The organism is Terriglobus roseus DSM 18391 (assembly GCF_000265425.1).
Lineage (GTDB): Bacteria > Acidobacteriota > Terriglobia > Terriglobales > Acidobacteriaceae > Terriglobus > Terriglobus roseus.
In genome coordinates this window covers 1,506,568-1,520,587 of sequence record NC_018014.1, presented here as the reverse complement: position 1 = coordinate 1,520,587, position 14,020 = coordinate 1,506,568, and the positions used below count along the sequence as shown (strand labels likewise).

The 14,020-nt window shown below is 60.1% G+C and carries 9 protein-coding genes; 4 read left to right on the top strand and 5 right to left on the bottom strand.

Going from position 1 to position 14,020, the window contains the following annotated elements; genetic code table 11:
• The first annotated feature begins 31 nt into the window (after positions 1-31).
• On the top strand, positions 32-2,950 hold the full coding sequence (locus TERRO_RS06335; protein WP_014785166.1) for a TonB-dependent receptor: 2,919 nt from the start codon (positions 32-34) through the stop codon (positions 2,948-2,950).
• A gap of 173 nt (positions 2,951-3,123) precedes the next feature.
• Positions 3,124-4,935: a VWA domain-containing protein gene (locus TERRO_RS06330; RefSeq protein ID WP_014785165.1), complete on the top strand. Its 1,812-nt coding sequence runs from the start codon at positions 3,124-3,126 to the stop codon at positions 4,933-4,935.
• Between the two features lie 19 nt (positions 4,936-4,954).
• On the opposite strand, the gene eutC is transcribed toward TERRO_RS06330, so the two are convergent.
• The 5 genes from eutC to TERRO_RS06305 form a co-directional block, all read right to left on the bottom strand.
• On the bottom strand, positions 4,955-5,698 hold the full coding sequence (gene eutC, locus TERRO_RS06325; protein WP_245536231.1) for an ethanolamine ammonia-lyase subunit EutC: 744 nt from the start codon (positions 5,696-5,698) through the stop codon (positions 4,955-4,957).
• A 31-nt stretch (positions 5,699-5,729) separates the two neighbouring features.
• Positions 5,730-7,130: an ethanolamine ammonia-lyase subunit EutB gene (locus TERRO_RS06320; RefSeq protein ID WP_014785163.1), complete on the bottom strand. Its 1,401-nt coding sequence runs from the start codon at positions 7,128-7,130 to the stop codon at positions 5,730-5,732.
• Positions 7,131-7,193: 63 nt separating this feature from the next.
• On the bottom strand, positions 7,194-8,642 hold the full coding sequence (locus tag TERRO_RS06315) for a PepSY-associated TM helix domain-containing protein (protein ID WP_014785162.1): 1,449 nt from the start codon (positions 8,640-8,642) through the stop codon (positions 7,194-7,196).
• Between the two features lie 54 nt (positions 8,643-8,696).
• Positions 8,697-11,564 carry a TonB-dependent receptor gene (locus tag TERRO_RS06310; RefSeq protein WP_014785161.1) on the bottom strand — a complete coding sequence of 956 codons (2,868 nt, stop codon included), beginning with the start codon at positions 11,562-11,564 and terminating at the stop codon, positions 8,697-8,699.
• Positions 11,565-11,722: 158 nt separating this feature from the next.
• Positions 11,723-12,100, bottom strand: coding sequence for a hypothetical protein (locus TERRO_RS06305; protein WP_014785160.1), 378 nt, complete (start codon positions 12,098-12,100; stop codon positions 11,723-11,725).
• Between the two features lie 177 nt (positions 12,101-12,277).
• Between TERRO_RS06305 and TERRO_RS06300 the strand changes: the two genes are divergently transcribed.
• The gene (locus TERRO_RS06300) at positions 12,278-12,460 is read left to right on the top strand and encodes a hypothetical protein (protein WP_157178275.1); all 183 of its coding nucleotides are present in this window, start codon (positions 12,278-12,280) and stop codon (positions 12,458-12,460) included.
• A gap of 195 nt (positions 12,461-12,655) precedes the next feature.
• Complete coding sequence (locus tag TERRO_RS06295; RefSeq protein ID WP_014785158.1) at positions 12,656-14,017, top strand: Gfo/Idh/MocA family protein; 1,362 nt, start codon at positions 12,656-12,658, stop codon at positions 14,015-14,017.
• Positions 14,018-14,020: the final 3 nt, after the last annotated feature.

Genomic DNA, 14,020 nt, shown 5'->3' with positions numbered 1-14,020 from the left:
GGCCGCGGTTCCGAACACTTTGAGGTCACAGATGAACAAGTCCCTATCTCTTTTCGCGCGGTCGGTCATGATGACTGCCCTGCCGATCGCCGCGTGCGTGACGACACTGCATGCGCCCTCGGCGTGGGCACAGGCAACGGCCGCCGGCACCGTATCCGGCTTTGTGCTTGATCCGGACCAGGCTGCGATCCCGGGCGCTACGGTGACGCTGACACCTGCCAGCGGCTCCGCACTTACCGTTACCTCTGGTGCTGACGGCGGCTACAGCTTCCGCAACGTCCCCACCGGTACCTACGCGCTCACCGTCTCCATGCCCGGCTTCGCCTCATTCGTCCGTCAGGGTGTGCGTGTGACGACAGCGCCGCTGGCGATCAACGCCGGCCTTGCGGTCCAGTCAGAAAACACCGAGATCAATGTCACGACCGAGAACACCAAGGTGTCCGTCGATGCCGATGCCAACGGCAGCTCGGTCGTCATCAAGGATAAGGATCTGGAAGCACTCTCAGACGATCCAGACGAACTGGCCGACCAGCTATCCGCGCTCGCCGGCCCTACGGCCGGTCCCAGTGGCGGGCAGATCTACGTTGACGGCTTCACCGGCGGCACTCTCCCGCCAAAGTCGTCGATCCGCGAAATCCGCGTGAACCAGAATCCGTTCTCGGCACAGTTCGATAAGCAAGGCTTCGGTCGTGTGGAAGTCTTCACCAAGCCGGGCACCGACAAGATTCACGGCCAGATGAGCTTGCAGGGCAACACCAAGCAGTTCAATACCTCAAGCCCGTTCCTCGGGTCGAGCAACCAGCAGCCCGACTATCACCGCATCTTCTTTCTTGGATCCTTGACCGGTCCACTTACAAAGAGCAGTTCCTACTCCGTGGGCGGCAACTACCGCGACATTCAGGACAACAGCATCTTCGCCGGCCAGATTATCAGTAATCCTGCGACACCCGGCGTTCTGTGCGCGCCCGGCAACCTGGCATGCGCATTGAATCCATATCCTGATACTGCCCGCGCGACCTTCCACCCGCAGACGCGGTACCAGATCACGCCACGCATCGATCTGGCGTTGAGCGCGACCAATACACTTACGGTGCGGTACCAGTTCGAGCACAACACGCAGACCAACGCCGGCCTCGGTTCGACCTCGTTGAACACCACGGGGTACAACACCGGTCAGCGTGAGAGCCAGTTGCAGATCAGTGACACCCAGATCTTCAATTCGAAGATCATCAATGAAACCCGCATGGCGATTGAGCGTCAGAACAATACGCAGAATCCGCTGAGCACCGCACCGACGCTGACGCTGACCGGCTACTTCGCCAGCGGCGGCTCGGCAGCCGGTACGCAAAGCAGCACCATGGATCACTTCGAGTTGCAGAACTACACATCCATCGCGCTGCAGAAGAACTTCATCCGCATTGGTGGGCGTCTCCGGATCAACCGCGAGGCGCTCTTCTCCACCGCAGGATCTAATGGCTCGTTTGTCTATCAGAGCGCCGCGAACTACGTAAGCAACAATCCGTTCCAATATCGCGTCACGACCATCAGCAATCCCAAGGCAGAGCAAAGCATTGCCGACCTTGGCCTGTATGCGGAAGACGATTGGCGCATCAAGCCGAACTTGTCGCTTAGCTACGGCATCCGGTACGAGACGCAGAATAAGATCCACAGCAACGCCGACTTTGCGCCACGCTTTTCCCTCTCTTACGGCATCCCTCGTAAGACGGGCAATCCGCTGACCGTCCTCCGTGCGGGCTGGGGCATCTTCTACGATCGCTTCGATGTCGCCGACAGCATCCAGACGCTACGGCAGAATGGCATTAACCAGGTGACTCAGATCTACCGCGCTGCAACCCCGACCGGTACCCTGCAGAACTGCAGCCCGACGAACATCGCGGCATGCGGCAGCAGCACGTCAGCGTCGCAAACCACCTACCAACTCGGCGCTGGTCTGCGCAGCGCGTACACCATGCAGACCACCATCGGTCTGGACCAGCAGGTGGGCAAACGCACGACGATCTCCTTCAACTACATCAACAGCATCGGCAATCATCAGTACTTGTCGCGTTCGATCCCAAGCGGCAACAACTACATCTACCAGTACCAGTCGGGCGGCGTCTTCCGGCAGAACCAGTTCATCGCCAACTTCCGTACACAGGTTTCAAGCCGTCTTTCGCTCTTCGGCTTCTACAGCCTGCAGTACGCGAACTCGAATGCGAACGGTGCGAACAGCTTCCCGACGGACAGCCTGAATCCTAAGACGGACTACGGCCGCTCGCTCTTCGCGCAGCGTCATCGCGTCTTCCTCTTCGGTAACATCCAGGCGAAATACGGCATTAACCTGAGTCCTTTCCTCTCGGTGAACTCAGGCAACTTTTACAACATCACCACCGGCACCGATGTGAATGGCGATACCCAGTTCAATGACCGTGCGGGCTTCGCGAATGGCGTCTCCGGTAACTGCAAGACGGCGACTGACTTCACGATCTCGGTTACGGCAGCCAACCGCGTCACTCCCGGCTACTGCACTGGTCCTGCGAACGTGCAGGGTAACCTGCGCATCGTGAAGGTCTTCGGCTTCGGCAAGAAGTCCGGGGCACCCAATGCCGCTGGTCAGGGTGGTCCCGGCGGACCGCCCGCAGGCGGACCGCCTCCCGGTGGCCCTGGCGGCGGTGGTGGTGGACGCGGCGGTCCTGGCGGCGGTGGTCCCGGTGGCGGCTTCGGCGGCGGCATCAGCTCCCGCAACAAGTACACCGTGAACATCGGCGCGCAGATCCAGAACCTCTTCAACTACGTGCCGTATTCAACGCCTAACGGTTCCCTGTCGAGCTACAACGCGGATCCTTCGAAGAACCTCTTCGGACGGTCCACATCACTCAGCTCGTTCGGCCCTGGCGGCAGTTCCGCCGCGGTACGAACGGTCACACTGCAGATGAACTTCAGCTTCTAATCCTGAAGGAACGGCAACATCAGAAGGCGCGCCGATGGGCGCGCCTTCTGCGTTTTCCAAACGCAAGTAACGCTTGTCCCGCTTTGGTCTTCCCATCACCGCAACGAAGAGAAAACTGCTTGGATAACGACTCGGCCTGTGGGAGCATGGCTCGAACCTCTCCAGGAGCAGTCATGCGTCTTTGCCTTGCGTTGCTCTGTGCTCTCGCGTCGCCGATCGTGCTCATCGCTCAGGCACCGCCCGCAGCGGCTACGCCAGCGGCCACGGCAGACACGATCCGCACGAGTACCCAGATCGTCGTCCTGGATGTCAGCGTCACCGGCGCCGACGGAGTTGCGGTGACCCACCTGAAGGCAGGCGACTTTGCCGTGCTGGAGAATGGCGCGCCACAGCATGTGGACCACTTCGAGGAACATACCGAGGCTTCCTCGGGTCCCAGCACCCAGACGGTTCCGCGGATGCCTGCGGGCACCTACACGAACTTCTCACAGGTGCCGGACGACGGGCCCCTCAACGTGATCCTGCTGGACACGCTCAACACGCCGATGGCGAGCCAGATGGTAGTGCGGCAGAAGATGATCGCGTTCCTTGAGAAGATGAAGCCCAATCAACACGTGGCAATCTTCGGCCTGTCTCGTCGGCTGTACCTTCTCCAGGGATTCACCTCGGACCCGGCGCTGCTCCGGGCAGGCCTGCAGGGCAAGCGTTCGAAGAGCAAGCAATCCCCGGTGCTGGCAGAGCCGCTCGGAACGCAGACCGTCTCAGATCAATTAACCGAATCCATGGGTAATGTCCCCGGCGCCGCAGAGCTCGCCGCGAACCTTCAACAGTTTGAGGCCGTGGTCGCGAGCGATCAACTGCGCACCCGCGTTCTGCTCACTCTTACCGCCCTGAACCAGATGGCGCGCTACCTCAACGGTCTGAACGGGCGCAAGAACCTGATCTGGATGTCCGGTTCCTTCCCCTTAAATGTGTTGCCCGACGGCGATTTGAAAGATCCATTCGCTGCGGTCATGAGTATGGAGAACGAGTTCCGCGAGACCACGAACCTGCTCGCGCGGTCCCAGGTGGCCGTCTATCCTGTGGATGCCCGCGGCCTATTCGCGGCGCCCATGATGGACGCCTCCAACTCGCTCTCTCAATACGGCCGCAATCCTGCCCGACTCAACAAGGACACACAAACCTTCTTTACCAACACCGCGCAGGAGCACAGCACCATGCTCGAGATGGCTGAGGCCACCGGTGGCAAAGCCTTCGTCAATACCAATGACCTGACCGGCGCCGTAGACTCCGCCTTTCACGCGGGGGCCAATTACTACACGCTCGTCTACAGTCCTACGAATCGGGACTGGAATGGCAAGTACCGGAAGATCGTCGTCCGCGCAACCTCCGGCATCAAGTACACCTTGACCTACCGGCGTGGCTACTACGCGGATGATCCCTCGTATAAGCATCTGGATCATGACAGCACTGCCGCTACAAAAACAGCAGGCGTCAGTATCGATCCATTGAATGCTGCCATGCAGCGCGGCGCTCCGGACCCCACCCAGATCCTCTTCAAGGCCAAGATCGTTCCAAACGGCACGTCCGACAAAATCGCAGAAGGCAGTGTCGTCGCCGGCAAGGTAAAACCACCCTACCGTAACTTCACCATCTACATCGCCAGCAGCGTGAACGACTTTGACTTCCAATTGCAACCCGACGGCACACGCATCTCCGGCGCACGATTCGCAACCGTGGTTTACGATCCCGATGGCCAGCCCATGACACTGTTCTCACAGAACGCACAGGCAAAGATCACGCCCGCGGCCTTCCAGCAAATGTCCCAGTCCGGCGTGCAATACCAGGAACAGATCAGCGTTCCCATGAAGGGCGAATATTTCTTACGTATTGGCTTGAAGGACAACCTGAGCGGCAAAGTTGGAGCCATTGAGATTCCAGTAAGCGTCATCCCCGCTGCCGCTCCGGTCAGCGCCACGAAGTAGGCCTGGACAAATAAACGAACTACTCCAGTGTCGCCGTCGAACTCGCCGACTCCTTCAAAGCGAAGCCGGTAGACTGCAGCCGCCGAGCTTCGCGCACATAAAATGCGATACGATGGGCGGCATCTGCATAATTAAGTCCCTCAAGCCGGATGTTTGAAATGCAGTTGCGCTCCGCGTCGGTGCGCCCAGGCCTCGGCGCCCACGTGAGATAGACCCCCATGGAATCCGGCGCGCTCAGCCCCGGCCGCTCCCCGATCAGCAGCACCATCAACTCCGCCCGAAGCAGATGACCGATCTCATCCCCCACTGCAACGCGCCCCTGTTGCACCACACAAACCGGTCCCGCGACTTTGTCCGGCTGCAGCAACGGCAGTGTGGCATCCATCAGCGGTAACGCATGCCGCTCCACGGCAAGCGCAGACAACCCATCCACAATGGCGAAGACAATCCGGCCGTCATCCACGCCGCTCTTTGTCCGCCCCATCAATTCGTCACGCGAACTCTCGTGGAGCCTGCGCCCAAGGTCCGGTCGTCGCAGATACACGCGACGGTCACGCGGGGACGTCTCCTGGCAGGCCGCACTGCGCAGCAGCATGCCCTCCATCCCTCGCTGACGCAGTTGTTGCAACAGCCCTGCGGAGTCCATCGTGGCATGCACCGCATCGCGTGCCAGTGCGTGATCCAGTTGGAACCGAAGTTGCTCGCGCGTGGGGATTGACGGCCCGGTCAGGCCCAGCGAGATCCGCGCCGCGGTAGTTGCCACTTCGCTACTACGCGCGAGAGTCGAAAGATCCTCACCCACGACGCCCCCCGCCTGGCAGCAGTGCCGCGGGCTGGCCCGCATGCTGCAGACGATGAAAGTCGTCACCCTCCAGCCACCGCTCAAACTCCGGTGCAGGCCGCAGCCCCAGCAGTCGGCGCAGGTAAAGCGCGTCATGGAACGACGTGCTCTGATACCCCAGCATCACGTCGTCCGCACCGGGCACGCCCATGATGTAATTCACACCGGCTGCGCCCAGCATCGTCAGCAGCGCATCCATGTCATCGCCATCGGCCTCGGCATGGTTCGTGTAGCAGATATCGCAACCCATGGGCAGCCCCAGCAGCTTGCCGCAGAAGTGATCTTCCAAACCCGCACGCAGAATCTGCTTGCCGTCATACAGATATTCAGGACCGATAAACCCGACGACGGTATTCACCAGCATGGGCTTGAAGTGCCGTGCAACGGCGTAGGCGCGCGCCTCCAGCGTCTGCTGGTCGACACCATGATGCGCATTCGCAGAAAGCGCACTTCCCTGTCCCGTCTCAAAGTAGAAGATGTTCTCCGCACCCGTCTCACCATCCAGGCCGCCCCGCTTCAACTCGCGCGCCATCGCATGCGCATCCTCCAGCAGCGGCAGGTTGATGCCGAAGGAAGTGTTCGCACCCTCCGTCCCTGCAATCGACTGGAAGAGCAGATCCAGCGGCGCACCCTGCTCCATCGCCTGCATCTGCGTGGTGATGTGTGCCAGCACGCAGTTCTGCGTCGGGATGGCATAGCGCACGCGCACATGATCAATCAGTCGCAGCAGCGTCGTCACAGTCGACACGTTGTCCGACACCGGGTTGATGCCAATGACGGCATCACCCGAGCCAAGCAGAAGACCATCCAGCATGCTCGCTGCGATTCCAAGCGGATCGTCCGTAGGATGATTCGGCTGCAGCCGCGTTGCAAGCCGCCCTGAGAGCCCGACCGTCGTACGGAAGCGCGTCACCACGCTGATCTTTCGCGCAACATAGATCAAGTCCTGCGCCCGCATCAGCTTGCTGACCGCCGCAGCCATCTCCGGCATTAACGCGCCCGCCAGCGCCGACAGTTGGTCGCCCGTGGCATTGTCAGAGAGCAGCCAGTCCCGAAACTCGCCCACCGTCAGCGATGCGAATGGTGCAAACGCAGCCTGACTCTGCGTTACGTGATGTGTGTCGAAGATCAACCGGGTTACAGCATCGCTCTCGTACGGCACAAGAGGCTCTTCCACGAAAGCACTGAGTGGCAGCTCAGCCAGCGTCATTTGCGCAATTGCGCGCTCCTGAGCACTCGCGGCAGCGACCCCGGCCAGTTCGTCACCGGATCGCAACGGCGAGGCGCATGCCAGCAGCGTTCGCAGATCTGCAAAGCTGTGCCGCACACCCCGTACTATGTGGCTATAAATCATCGCCCGATGAGGCAGATTGTAGCGCGACCCACTTCAGCATGAATCCAACGAACCACAAATGCTTTAGGCATTCCTCGGTCGAAGCCCAAGCCACCGTTGGGTCGCAGGCAGACGACGCAGGACAAAGCGCTCCGCAAGGCCCAAAACGATCATCGAGGCACCCAGGAACGGAAAGTACAGACCAAGGAACAACATCACGGCAATCAAGCCCGCAGAGAAACGAACGCGACGAATCGCGACCGGCGCTCCCAACACCGCCTCCGGCTTCCGCTTCCACCACATCACCAGTCCACTGACGCTCAGCAGGACAAGGCCAATCGTGGTGAAAAGACTCACAAGCTGATTCGCCAGCCCGAAGAGCTGCCCTTCGTGCGCGGCGATGCCGGTTCCAATCACCCGGTCCAGCCATGGCTTCGAATGGAAGTCGGTCCGCTTCACAACATCGCCAGTGCTGCCATCGAGTGCCAGATCCACACGCAGCGGTCGATCCCGCGTATCCGACTTGGCAGTCCAATTTCCGCCAGCATGCAGCGGCGGAGCAATCAGCACCGGGTTCGCAAGATGCAGCGGCGCGACTGTCGCAACCATCGTGTCGATCGCAACAAAGGCATTCGGCCCGGTCATCATCGTGGCGTGCCGGCCCCAGACGCCCGCGTGTTCTGCGTGCGCAGCCGCACCGCCGCCCATGTGCGCCATGTCATGTCCCGGCATGCTTGCCATGTCATGCATGGCAGATCCACTCCGCGCAGCCCTCGCCGCCAGCACGTCGGCGCTACTTGTTGTCCAATCCTGACTTACTGCGCGCCCCGCGCTGTAGTGGCGTATTGCTTTCAGGTATCCGCCCCAGCTCTTCGCCCATGGCAGCCCCGTCAGCAGCAGAAACAAAGCGAAGAACGAAACATAGATTCCGGTTACCGAGTGGATGTCTTTCCAAAACGCTCGCCCACCCAGGCCCGTGCGCGGATAGAGCACGCCGCCCAGTCCTCGCGAGTCACGCGGCCACCACAGAAACAGCCCGGTCACAACCACCACCACAGCCCAGCTACCAGCCAGCTCAACGATCCAAGAGCCGTAGTTTCCAAGTAATAGCTCGCCGTGTAACCGTGAGGTGAACACATCGACACGATGATCCTCATCATCGATCTTGAGGATCGCAAGTGACTGCGGATGAACGTAGACGCGAAACTGCTGCGCTTCTTTATCCACCAACACCTGCGCTGCCGAGGTCACCGTATGCGGTAACTCGTAGGAATCGAGCGTGCTGCCCGGCACTGCGCTCAACGCCGCCTGCACCTGCGCATTCGCCGTAGCCCTTTGCTGGATCGATAGACGGTCGTAAGGACGATCCAGCAGACGTTGAATCTGCGGATGAAAGAGGAACACCGTGCCCGTGACCGAAAGCCACAGCACGAAAGGAATACAGAACAGGCCTGCATAAAAATGCCAGCGCCACACGGTGCGGCGGTCTAGCCCCCTCGAGGGAGCGTCATGCAACCAAACGTCGTTCGACATGGTATCTCCGAAAGCATGGACCGGCCTCGCAGCCGGTCCATGAAGGGTTCTCATCTAGAAGCTGATTCGTGCCGCAAGCTGAAGGCTGCGCGGATCGTTGACTGCGGTGGCCTGCCCGAACGTCGCATTGACTGGAGCCGCATCGATTCGCCCTGTTCCAAACGTTCCGTTCGGGATGGCATCGTTGCGATGATTCAGAGCATTGAACGCCTCCGCAACAGCTTCCAGCTTCACCCGTTCCGTAAGTGCAAAGCTTCGACTCAGACGGGCATTCAGGCTGAAGAAATCAAATCCCGTGCCGCTGTTCCGCCCGATGACAGCGCCCCTGATCGCCTGGGAACAGGCGGCTGTTCCGAAGGCAGCAACCGTGCACGGCCGAGCCGTTGTCTGCTGCAGCGTGTTTGCACCGGTGACCACATTGAACGGCAGGCGCGAGTAGTACTGCAGTATGCCGCCCAACTGCCACCCGTGCGTCACGTGGGCCGCGACACTGCCGGCGTGAGTCGTAGGCGAGTTCACCGTTGCATCGAAGACCACGCGATGCCGCTGGTCATCGTCCGATCGCGCTCGATCCACACTGAAGTCGAAGTTATTGATCGGAGAGCTGAAGAAGAATTCGCCAACATTGTCCATGGCCTTCGACCACGTGTAAGACACACGCACTGAACCCCACGAAACAGGCCGCTGTAGAAACGAGACAGCAAGCCCATCGTAGGAGGAGTCAAACCGCGAATCATACGGCTTGATGTTGCCGCGCGCTGTATCTGGACGCGTTCCATTCAGATTGATGTTTGTGTTGTACGACGACAGCAGATGCAGTCCGCGAACATGCTGGTAGCTCACGCCAAGTGAGCCTCTGCCGAATACCTGTTGCTCAACTCCAAGGCTTACCTGTTCCGAGTAAGCATTCTGAACATTCGGATTCATCGTCGAGTAGTTCAACAACGCCCCAGCCGGCGGCGTGGAAGCGGTGTTCGGAAACACCGGGGCTCCGGGTGTCGTCGGCGAGTAGGTGTAACTCAGCAACCTTCCCTGCGTTGGATCCGTCGTGTTGTTCGCAGACAAAAGCGCATTTGCCAGCGCGCGCAGTGGCACACGGTCATAGAAGAGACCGTAGCTGCCACGCACGACCGTCGTCCTGGACCGATACGGCGACCAGGCGAACCCGATACGCGGTGACACGTTGTTCTTATCGGTGTTGATCGAGCGCAGAAACTGCAGGTCATACCGAACGCCGAGGTTCAGAGTGAAGGTCTGTCCAAGCTTCCACTGGTCCTGCGCATAGAAGCCAACATTCGGATTGTTCTGCTGCACAAAGGGTGTGCCGAAACTCTGGGTAAATCCGCCCGTGTTGTAGGTGCCACTGTTGAACGCTGCGAGCGATGCAAAGGTATACGAGCCCCGGATCGACTGCGGGAAGGTAATGGTGTCGCGGTTGAAGAGGAAGTCCGCACCCATCTTGAACGTATGAGCGCCGCGCTGAAGCACAAGGTTGTCGACCACTTCGTACAGGGAATTAAGGCGGCTCGTCGGCGAGGACGAGAATCGCCCAAACGTAGCAATACCGCTGATCGTTACTGCGGGACTGCTGTCCGTGTTTGGTGGGGCGTTCAGACTGTCGTAGGTGAACTGTCCGCGTGTCTCGTTGAAGGTGCGCGGCGACAGCATCGCGACATTACTGACAGCCACCGTGTGATTCTGATCGCGAACGGCAGTGCCAAAACTCACATCCGACAGGCTTCCCACGCCACGAGCATTGACGCTGTTCAATCCGTAGTAGCTGTAACGGATACTGAACTGATCGCGATCGCTGAAGTGGTGGTCGGCACGAACGAAGGCGGTATCGGTATGGACCGTGGTTCCGTACAACGTCGTGGGCCCCGTGCCCACCGACAGACGCGGGCCCGTAAATCCGACAGCATTCAGACGAGCATTGATTGCGGCTGCGTTCGAAGGCGTAATGGTGATGATGCCGTTCGTGTTCAGACGTCGCCCCTCATAGTTGCCGAAGAGAAAGGTCTTGTCCTTCCGAATAGGACCGGAAAGACTCGCACCGTACTGCCCCTGCGTCAGCGGCAGCTTGTTGCGCGAGAGCGGGTTCTGGGCGTTCAGACGCTGGTTGCGCAGGAAGCCGTAAGCCGTTCCGTGCACATCGTTCGCGCCACTGCGCGTGATGATGTTGAAGTAGCCACCCAGCGCCCGACCAAACTCCGCCTGACCGCCAGACGTCACCACTTGAAACTCCCGCACCACGTCCATGCTGTAGAAGTTGCCGGCGAGCCCCGCAGCATCGTCATTCGCGGAAAGACCATCGACGATAAAGCTGTTTGAAAAATTCCTCTGGCTGTTCACCGAGTAGCCCTGCCCCACCACGGGCGAAGTCTCCGCGAAGGTCTGAACACTGCCAGTGTTGGTGGGTGAAACGCCCGGTGCCAGCAGGGCCAGGTCCAGGAAGTTACGGCCGCTGAACGGCAGGTTGTTCACCTCCGTTTGCAGCACCGTCTCTGAAATCTGGCTGCGATCCTGCTCCATCACAGGGGCCTCGGCGGCAACGGTGATGGCGGTCGTCGCCTCACCAAGCGGCGCTTGAAGCACCAGGTCAAACGCGGCGCCAACCGTTAGTTGAACTTCGCGCGCGGCCTCTGCAAAGCCTGCTGGGTGGGCTGTGAAATGGTAGGTGCCGACCGGCAGCAGTGGCATACGAAAGCGCCCCTGCGCATCGGTCTCTACCATGCGCGACTGGCCGGTGGCACGATCAAGCGCCGTCACAGCGGTCCGCGGAATCGAAGCTCCCGTGGGGTCAAGCACACGTCCTGTAACGGACGCGGTCGTCAGGCCCTCCTGCGAAAATGCAACCGCAGACAAAGCAAGCGGGCAACTGAAGGCCAGCGAAATACGAAAAGCAAATCTTGAGCGGAACAAGGTAATCTCCAGCGTTGGATCGCGTCAGACAGACGCCATCCTGTGCAGCTTCCAGAACGGTGAGTGCACTGCAGCTCGGACACTTTCCCTCGATTCAAGGCTACGAATGGATGATCCATCCGCAAGCAGGAAGAAACGTGCCGGTGCTTGTGCTCTGGCTACAGGAAGATGCTTACTGGTGGGCCGCGCTTCTGGCGGCTGCGATACCGCGCAACGCGCCACTTCGACTCTGTCTGGGCGATGCCCGTGGGATGGCTGACAATCGAAGCGTAGATCGCCTGTTCTGCGGGCGGCGTGGCGACATCATGCGGAGCAGCAACGGACGCTTGCGGATACATCGGGCACTTCTCCGCCTTGGCACGGATGTGTGTCCCGGTGGAAGCGTCAGAACTGCCTGTCGCCATCAAGCAATGATGCTTTCCATTGCGACGGCAGCATGCTGGCAGATGGTCGTCTGACCCGGTCGTCAGTGCCAACAGCGGCGACGCCATGGGAAGTCCCATGAGCATCAGCAGCAGAATGGCAAGGAGTTTCATCCGTCACGATTGAAGCATTGAATGTCGATAGCCGCAAGCCTCTGTTTTTCGAGCGCCACCGTACAGTCCCTGATTCCCCCGGTAGCAACCCAACTCCAAGTGTGTCAGTATCAGAGAAGAAACGGCGAAGGCTTATCATGCCATCGCCGCGAGGTCCGCATGGGCGAAGGGGCAGTTTTGAAGAAGCAACTCGAATTACATTCCAAGGTGGCGAGCTGGTATCCAACCGCCACAGAAATCACCCAGAACCAGCGCGAGCAGGTCCTGAAATCTCGCCAGGAGGCAGCCGCTTTTGCCGCGCAGAAGTTTGGCAAGCAGGAATCTCCGTGGTGGCGCCGTCTGTTGAAAAAAGCAAGCTAGTTCTACCGCAGCAGTCGCAAGCTCCTCACTGACAGACAACAGACTCCTTTCGCCAGATCGCACGGCGAAGCGGAGTAGCTGACGTTGCGGGCGTGGACAGTCCCCTATTGAGGCGGTATAGTTCGCGTGTTGAAGTATCCCTCACACGAGGAGACTTGAAGCCGTCGTCCGTCCCGAGACGCCAAGAGTAACGCCATGATTGCAACGCGCAGAACATTCCTTCAGGGCGCAGCCATAATGGCTGCGGCTGCCGGCTTCCCCACGATCGTCCCGTTCTCCGCGCTGGGGCAAAGCTCGCCCTCGAAGCGCATCAACGTGGGCGCCATCGGTGTGGGCCGCATCTCTCGCGGACATGACCTTCCGGGCATCTGGCAGTTTGACGGTGCGCGCATCATGGCTGCCTGCGACCTGGACGCCAACCGCGTTGAGTCCGGCAAACAGCTCATCAACGACTACTACGCAAAGAAGTCCGGCAAGCCCTACAACGGCGTCACCGGCTACAGCGACTATCGCGAACTCCTTGCGAACCGCGACATCGATGCTGTCGTCATCAGCACGCCAGATCATCAGCACGCAGCCATCGCCGTGGCTGCCGTGCGCGCGGGCAAGGATGTCTATCTCCAGAAACCCGCATCCCTCACCATCGCCGAAGGCCGCTATCTTTCAAACGCCGTACAGGCTTCCGGACGCATCCTGCAGGTAGGCAGTCAGCAACGGTCGTGGTCGCAGTTCCGGTACGCGGCAGAGCTCGTCCGCAACGGCCGCATCGGCGATTTGAAACACGTTGAAGTCGGTCTTCCCGGTGATCCCGCTGGACCGGAAGCACCGTCCATGCCCGTGCCCAAGGGCTTCAACTACGACGCATGGCTCGGCACCACGCCCGAGGTGTATTACACCGAGATCCGCGTCCATCCGCAGAAGGGCTTCGACCGCCCCGGTTGGCTGCGTTGCGAACAGTTCGGCGCGGGCATGATCACCGGCTGGGGCGCACACCACGTCGACAGCGCGCACTGGGGCATGAACACCGAATACACCGGCCCCATCGAAGTCTGGGGCTCCGCCGAGTTCCCAAAGAGCGGCCTGTGGAACGTCCATGGCAAGTTCCTCACCCACGCCGTCTACGCGAACGGCGTCACCATGGATATCTCCGGCGACTTCCCCAATGGCATCAAGTTCATCGGCACCAAGGGATGGGTCTTCGTCACACGCACGGAACAGACGACACCAAGTGATCCCGGCGGCAGCGTGAAAGCCTCAGGCCTTGAGGCAAGCGATCCGCGCATCCTGCAATCCGTCATCGGTCCAGACGAGATCCACCTCTACAAGAGCACCGATCAACACGGCAACTGGCTGGACTCCATCCGTACGCGCCAGGCACCCATCTCACCCGTTGAGATGGGCCACCGCGCTTGTTCCACCTGCCTCATCCACCAGATCGCAATGCACACCAATCGTCACCTGCACTGGGATCCGCAGGCGGAGCGCTTCAAAAACGACGACGCTGCGAACGCAATGCTCTCGCGTCCACAGCGTGCCAGGTATGCGTTCCTGACCTAGAGC

Coding starts and splice junctions, on each gene's coding strand:
- TERRO_RS06335 (WP_014785166.1), top strand. CDS start 32: ATGAACAAGTCCCTATCTCTTTTCGCGCGGTCGGTCATGATGACTGCC.
- TERRO_RS06330 (WP_014785165.1), top strand. CDS start 3,124: ATGCGTCTTTGCCTTGCGTTGCTCTGTGCTCTCGCGTCGCCGATCGTG.
- TERRO_RS06320 (WP_014785163.1), bottom strand. CDS start 7,130: ATGATTTATAGCCACATAGTACGGGGTGTGCGGCACAGCTTTGCAGAT.
- TERRO_RS06315 (WP_014785162.1), bottom strand. CDS start 8,642: ATGTCGAACGACGTTTGGTTGCATGACGCTCCCTCGAGGGGGCTAGAC.
- TERRO_RS06305 (WP_014785160.1), bottom strand. CDS start 12,100: ATGAAACTCCTTGCCATTCTGCTGCTGATGCTCATGGGACTTCCCATG.
- TERRO_RS06295 (WP_014785158.1), top strand. CDS start 12,656: ATGATTGCAACGCGCAGAACATTCCTTCAGGGCGCAGCCATAATGGCT.